Origin of the sequence: Mucilaginibacter sp. (assembly GCF_036383575.1) — a bacterium.
GTDB lineage: Bacteria > Bacteroidota > Bacteroidia > Sphingobacteriales > Sphingobacteriaceae > Mucilaginibacter.
The window spans coordinates 1-5,382 of the sequence record NZ_DASVOB010000636.1 but is presented as its reverse complement, the minus strand read 5'-3'; the positions used below and the strand labels follow the sequence as shown (position 1 = coordinate 5,382).

The 5,382-nt window shown below is 41.5% G+C and carries 3 protein-coding genes; all 3 read right to left on the bottom strand.

Translation table 11 applies throughout. From position 1 onward, the window contains the following. The coding region (locus tag VF500_RS22475; RefSeq protein WP_330861821.1) for a TonB-dependent receptor at positions 1 to 3,127 on the bottom strand (3,127 nt) is incomplete at its 3' end. Positions 3,128 to 3,320: 193 nt separating this feature from the next. Beyond that, the gene (locus VF500_RS22470; RefSeq protein WP_330861820.1) at positions 3,321 to 4,388 is read right to left on the bottom strand and encodes a FecR family protein; all 1,068 of its coding nucleotides are present in this window, start codon (positions 4,386 to 4,388) and stop codon (positions 3,321 to 3,323) included. 351 nt (positions 4,389 to 4,739) lie between these two features. Next, positions 4,740 to 5,279 (bottom strand): RNA polymerase sigma-70 factor, encoded by a 540-nt coding sequence (locus VF500_RS22465; protein ID WP_330861819.1) that lies wholly within the window; start codon positions 5,277 to 5,279, stop codon positions 4,740 to 4,742. Positions 5,280 to 5,382: the final 103 nt, after the last annotated feature.

Sequence of the window (5,382 nt, the reverse complement as noted above, 5' to 3'; positions counted from 1 at the left end):
CGCTCTCGACAAACAGATCCGATGTTCGGTAATTATCATTCGCACGGTCTAAAGACATGCGAGGTATGGAGTTACTTGTACCCGGCCCTGTCCAGCGGTTAAGGTCTTCGGCATAAAGATTAAACGGATAAGTTGGGTCGATTCCCTGCATCCTGTCGGCATTGTATAGGCTTACACCAAATACGCCGGTAAGGTTTGCCGAAAAGTCAAATCCTTTGTACGATAGGCTACCCTGCACGCCAACTGTCGCGTTAGGATTTGGATTGCCAAGGTTAGTACGGTCGTTACCATCAATCTGCCCGTCGCCGTTTAAATCAAGAAAACGCACATCACCAGGTTTAATATTCGCTTTACGCGGATCATTCTTCAGCGCCGGGTCGTTATCAATATCCGCTTGTGTTTGGTACAAGCCATTTGTTTTCCATCCATAGAAGGAGGCTATTGGCTGCCCCTGATATGTTCTTGAGATCTCCTGACTTGAGCGTCCGTAAACTGTTGAACCTATAAAGGTACCCTCACCATTAAGTTTGGTTACTTTATTTTTAATGAACGAAGCGTTTGCACCAAATGTGTATTTCAACTTATCACCCCCCTGGTAGTTAACCTCAACCTCAACACCCTTGTTGTTCATGGTGCCGATATTTTGATTAGGAATAGATACCGAACCTGCTGAACCAACCACTGGCGGAGATATCAGCATGCCTTTAGTATTTTTATTAAAATATGTGAGCGTTGTGTTTAACTGATTATTCAGGAAACCTGCATCAAGTGTAATATTGGTCATCGCAGTACGCTCCCATGTAATATCCGGGTTGGCAATGCTGGTTACAGCTGCACCACTTACACCGGTACCACCAAAGGCATAACCACCGTTTTCATAGGTACTTCCAATTCTTATCAAACTCAAGTACTGGAAAGGCAATACGTTTTGATTACCTAATTCACCGTAACCACCGGTTAATTTCAGGTTATTGATCCATGTAATATTCTTCATGAATTTCTCGCTCGTGATCCTCCAGCCTAATGAGAATGCGGGAAAATAACCCCATTGCTTACCCGGAGCAAATTTTGATGAACCGTCTGCACGGAATGTAACAGTTGCAAGGTACCTGCTGTCAAAATCATAAAACAACCTCGCAAAACCCGACTGTAACGAAGATGGCAAAGCAAGCAAATTTGAGTTAAATTGACCATTACCGTTATTTAGCACCCGTTGATCCGGATCGGTATCATCATATCCGGTCCTATAAGCGGTAAAACCATAATCTTTAAAATTTTGATATGAATAACCACCGGTAAAGGTTACATGGCTTTTACCAAACACTTTATCATAAGTAAGGAACGACTCAAGCAGTTGTGATGAAACTTCCTCTTCAGATTGTGTTAAAGTTGAATATGGATTTGGCCTTGTTTGATTATTATCGGCAATATTGAAATTGTAGTTACGGATGAAAGTTCCGTCAAAAGCATAGTTAACCCTTAATTTCAATTCTTTTAAGAAAGTAATTTCCGCAAACGCATTAGCTAATGCCCGGTATTTTTTTGTATACCTGTCGGCCATTTGAATGGTGGCGTAAGGGCTGTTAATATCACCCAGTTGGTTAGCAAATGCTTTTGATGTACCATAAGTACCGTCAGGGTTAACCAAAGGTATTGCCGGGTTAAAACGCAATGCCGAAAAAATCAAGCCTGTTTGTGAGTCGTTATTATTAAAGCCGTTATTGTTACCATAGGTTAACTGAACATTTTCACCCAATTTTAACCACGGGGTTATTTTATGCTCTGAATTGATACGGGTACTGTAACGCTTGAAGTTGGTTTTATCAATAATGCCGTCCTCGTTATAAATAGAGCTTGAAAAGTAATAGTTTGAAGCGTCGTTTCCACCCTGGATACTAACATCACCATTAGTTACATGGCCAGTACCCATAATCGCACGTTGCCAATCGGTTCTTTGTGTAGCGTAATAGCTATTGTCCCATGGGGCATCAATTGGCACACCATCATTGGTATAACGTTCTCTTTTCAATTTATACAAATCGGGGGCAGTTAGCAGGTTGAGATACTTTGTTGTGTTGGAAAAACCGCTGTAAAAATTAACTGCAGTTGCCAATTTTTGATTGTATGTACCTCTTTTGGTAGTAACCAAAACCACGCCATTTGCAGCCCGGGTACCGTAAATAGCACTTGACGAGGCATCTTTTAATATATCAACCGAAGCAATATCATTAGGGTTGATATCACTTAATGCATCTGGATTGCTGGTAGGCACACCGTCAATTACAATTAGCGGATTAGCGTCATTAACAGTACCAGTACCACGGATTCGGATACTTGGTGCAGCACCTGGTGAGCCATCGTTACGTACAATGCTTACACCACTTGCACGACCATCTAACGCCTGAGTTGCCGATGCTACTGGTAGGTTTTGAATATCGCTGCCCTTTACGCTGGCTACAGCACCCGTAACATCTATCTTTTTAGTGGTACCGTAACCTACCACCACAACTTCCGTTAATGCAGATGGCAAAGGAACCAGTGTAATGTTTAAAGTTTGGCTTCCGGTTATAGTAACTACCTTTTTTTCGTACCCGATATAAGATATTTCCAGCACTCCATTAACCGGTGCATCAATACTGAAATTACCATTTACATCGGTAGTGGTCCCCTGATTTGTACCTTGCAACCGGATGTTCACACCAATAAGGGGTTCGCCTTTGGCATCAACAACTTTCCCTTTTACAAGCGCTAAACTTTTGGCATCCTCGGGGTTAGCGATGATCACTACATGATCATCGTTCATTTTATAGGAAAGCTTATCATCAATAATAGCTGCAAGCAATTCGTCAATTGTTGCATCTTTTACGTCAAGATCAACCTTTCCCAACTTTTTGATGCTGGCGTAGTTGTAAAAGAAACGATAATCACTTTGTTTTTGAATTTTAGTAAGGATACTGCTTACTTCGGTCTGCTTTAAGCTAAGTGTAAATTTCTGCTGTGAATATACTTTTGCAGAAACTTGTACGCAGGTAGCCAGGACCATAAAAAATACTGCTTTCATCAGCAAAATAACTTTGAGACATACGGGGGCGCCACGAAGCGGGAACACCCTTCTTGTTTTTTTCATTACATTTGTTTTGAAAATAAATGGATGGAGTAAGCGCTGTTTTGCAATGGCTTACTCCGTTAATAAAATCCTATTTGTTTGCGGGGAGGAGTGACAGCTCTTCCCTTGTTTATTTTGGATTTTCAGGAATCTGATAAGTAAGTTTTCAATACCATAAGCTGTTAATTAAGTGGTTAGTTAGTTTATTTGGACTCTATTTTTCTTTTTTAGACAGGTAAACCGTTTGCCCATCCACCCTGAATTTAAAAGGTGTGGTCATTTCAATGATACCCAAAGCTTCCTGCAATGACTCTTTATCAAGCAATCCGCTTATCTGCTCGGTACGCAGCTTCTGATCTTCAAATACAACCTGCACGTTATATTTGCGTTCAATTTGCGCAGCCACATCCTCAAACAATTCATTAGTGAACAGGATCCTGTTATCAACCCAGGCTGTTTCCTTTACTTCATCGGGCTTAACATCGGGTAAAGCGGTTACCTGGTATTCTATCTTACTTTCCTTAGGCTTTACGCTTTGAGGCTCCCGGTTATTAACAACAATCAATTTTTCGTTAGGCAGCAGGATGATCTTTTTTTCCGGATTGTTCTTTAATTCAACCTGCACTTTACCTTTTAACAAGGTAGTCTCAACCGTTTTATCATTATTGTAGGCCTTTACATTAAAAACCGTACCTAATACCTTTACAACAAGCCTGGCTGTATGTACCAGAAAAGGTTTCTTAGCATTTTTGGTCACTTCAAAAAAACCTTCGCCGGTAAGGCTTACATCACGGGTATTTTTTTCAAAAGCTTCCGGGTATGAAAAAGTACTGCCTGCATTTAATGTAACCTGCGTACCATCGGGCAACTTCAGCTTTTGGGTTTTACCGTAAGGCACGTGAATTTCATACAATACATTTTCTGCAGTCAGGCTGTCTTGTTGCTCCATTCTTTTGTAAAACAAAGCACCTACAGCAGCAAACACCAGTATGGCGGCGGCAACCCATTGCCACCTGAACATTGGTCTTACCTTAGTATCAACCTCAACATTTTCGTTCGAACTTTTGATCCGGTTCCAGATCTCTTCCAGCTTCCCGTTAATTTCTTCAGGCTTTGCTTCGGCCGGTTGCGCACCGTTTCCTTTTAAAGCGTTAGTAACCTCGTATGTTTTTTTATAATTGGGAAATTGTTCAAGAAATATGTCGAGTTCGGCCAACTCTTCAGCACTGGCACATTCGCCCATACTTTTGGCCATCAACTCAATAAACCTGGATTTGCTCATAGTAATTGGTATTCTGGCTTAAGGACACAGCTACTCCCGGTTTTTCCTAAAAGAAATTAAAATATTTTTTTGAGGGGATTGAGATAACTCCGATATCATCTTGCGCTCGTTTGCAACGAGCGCGAGTTTAAGAGATGACATTAGGTGTGGAGGACCTGTCATCCTGAGCCTGTCGAAGGATGCGTGCAGAGGCCCCCGCGCTATGCTTCGACAAGCTCAGCATGACACCCATGTTGAAATATGCCACATTGTGATGCACGAAGCAATCGCACGGAAGCATAGCCGCCCTGTATAGCATGCGATTGCCACGTCGTGCCTCCTCGCAATGATATGAGTTATCAGACATTTACCCTACTTACTACCCAGCGCCTCATCAAGCTTCTTCAGCGCAATAGCCAATTGTGCAAATACCGTTTTGTTTGACAGACCAAGGATATCCGCCACTTCATTAGAGGAGAGCTCATCTTCCTTAACCATTTTAAAGATGAGCTTACAGCGCGGGGGTAAACTATTTACTGCTTTTAGTACGCCTGCTTCCAGCTCCTTACTGATGAGCAATTGCGCCGGATCAACCGATAAATGAAAATAGTAGGTTTCTGCGAGCTGGGCATCGCGGTTTCTTTTCGAGGTATTGCTTCGGATGTGGTTGAGACATGCATTTTTTATTGCCACATAAAAGTACACTTTGGGGTTCGAGATCTTGTTGAGCTTGTTGCGGCCCGTCCAGATGTTTACAAAAAGATCATTGATAATTTCTTCGCAAGCTTCCTTATCGCCCAAAAAAGACCAGGCAAACTGATTAAGGCTATTGATCAGCAGCTTATACAATTCATTAAAGGCAGATTCATCATTATTGTAATGAATGGAATCTATAAGTTCTTTAATCTCCAATGTTGAGCGGCTTGCTTTTAACGGGAACAGTTAACTGAAATAATGTACAATTTTAAGTAAAAAATCTTGATCAAAGCTATTTTAGGTTGATTTAGAAACTCAC

What these genes read in the sequence shown, in the direction of transcription:
- VF500_RS22470 (WP_330861820.1), bottom strand. Translation starts at nt 4,388, where the DNA reads ATGAGCAAATCCAGGTTTATTGAGTTGATGGCCAAAAGTATGGGCGAA.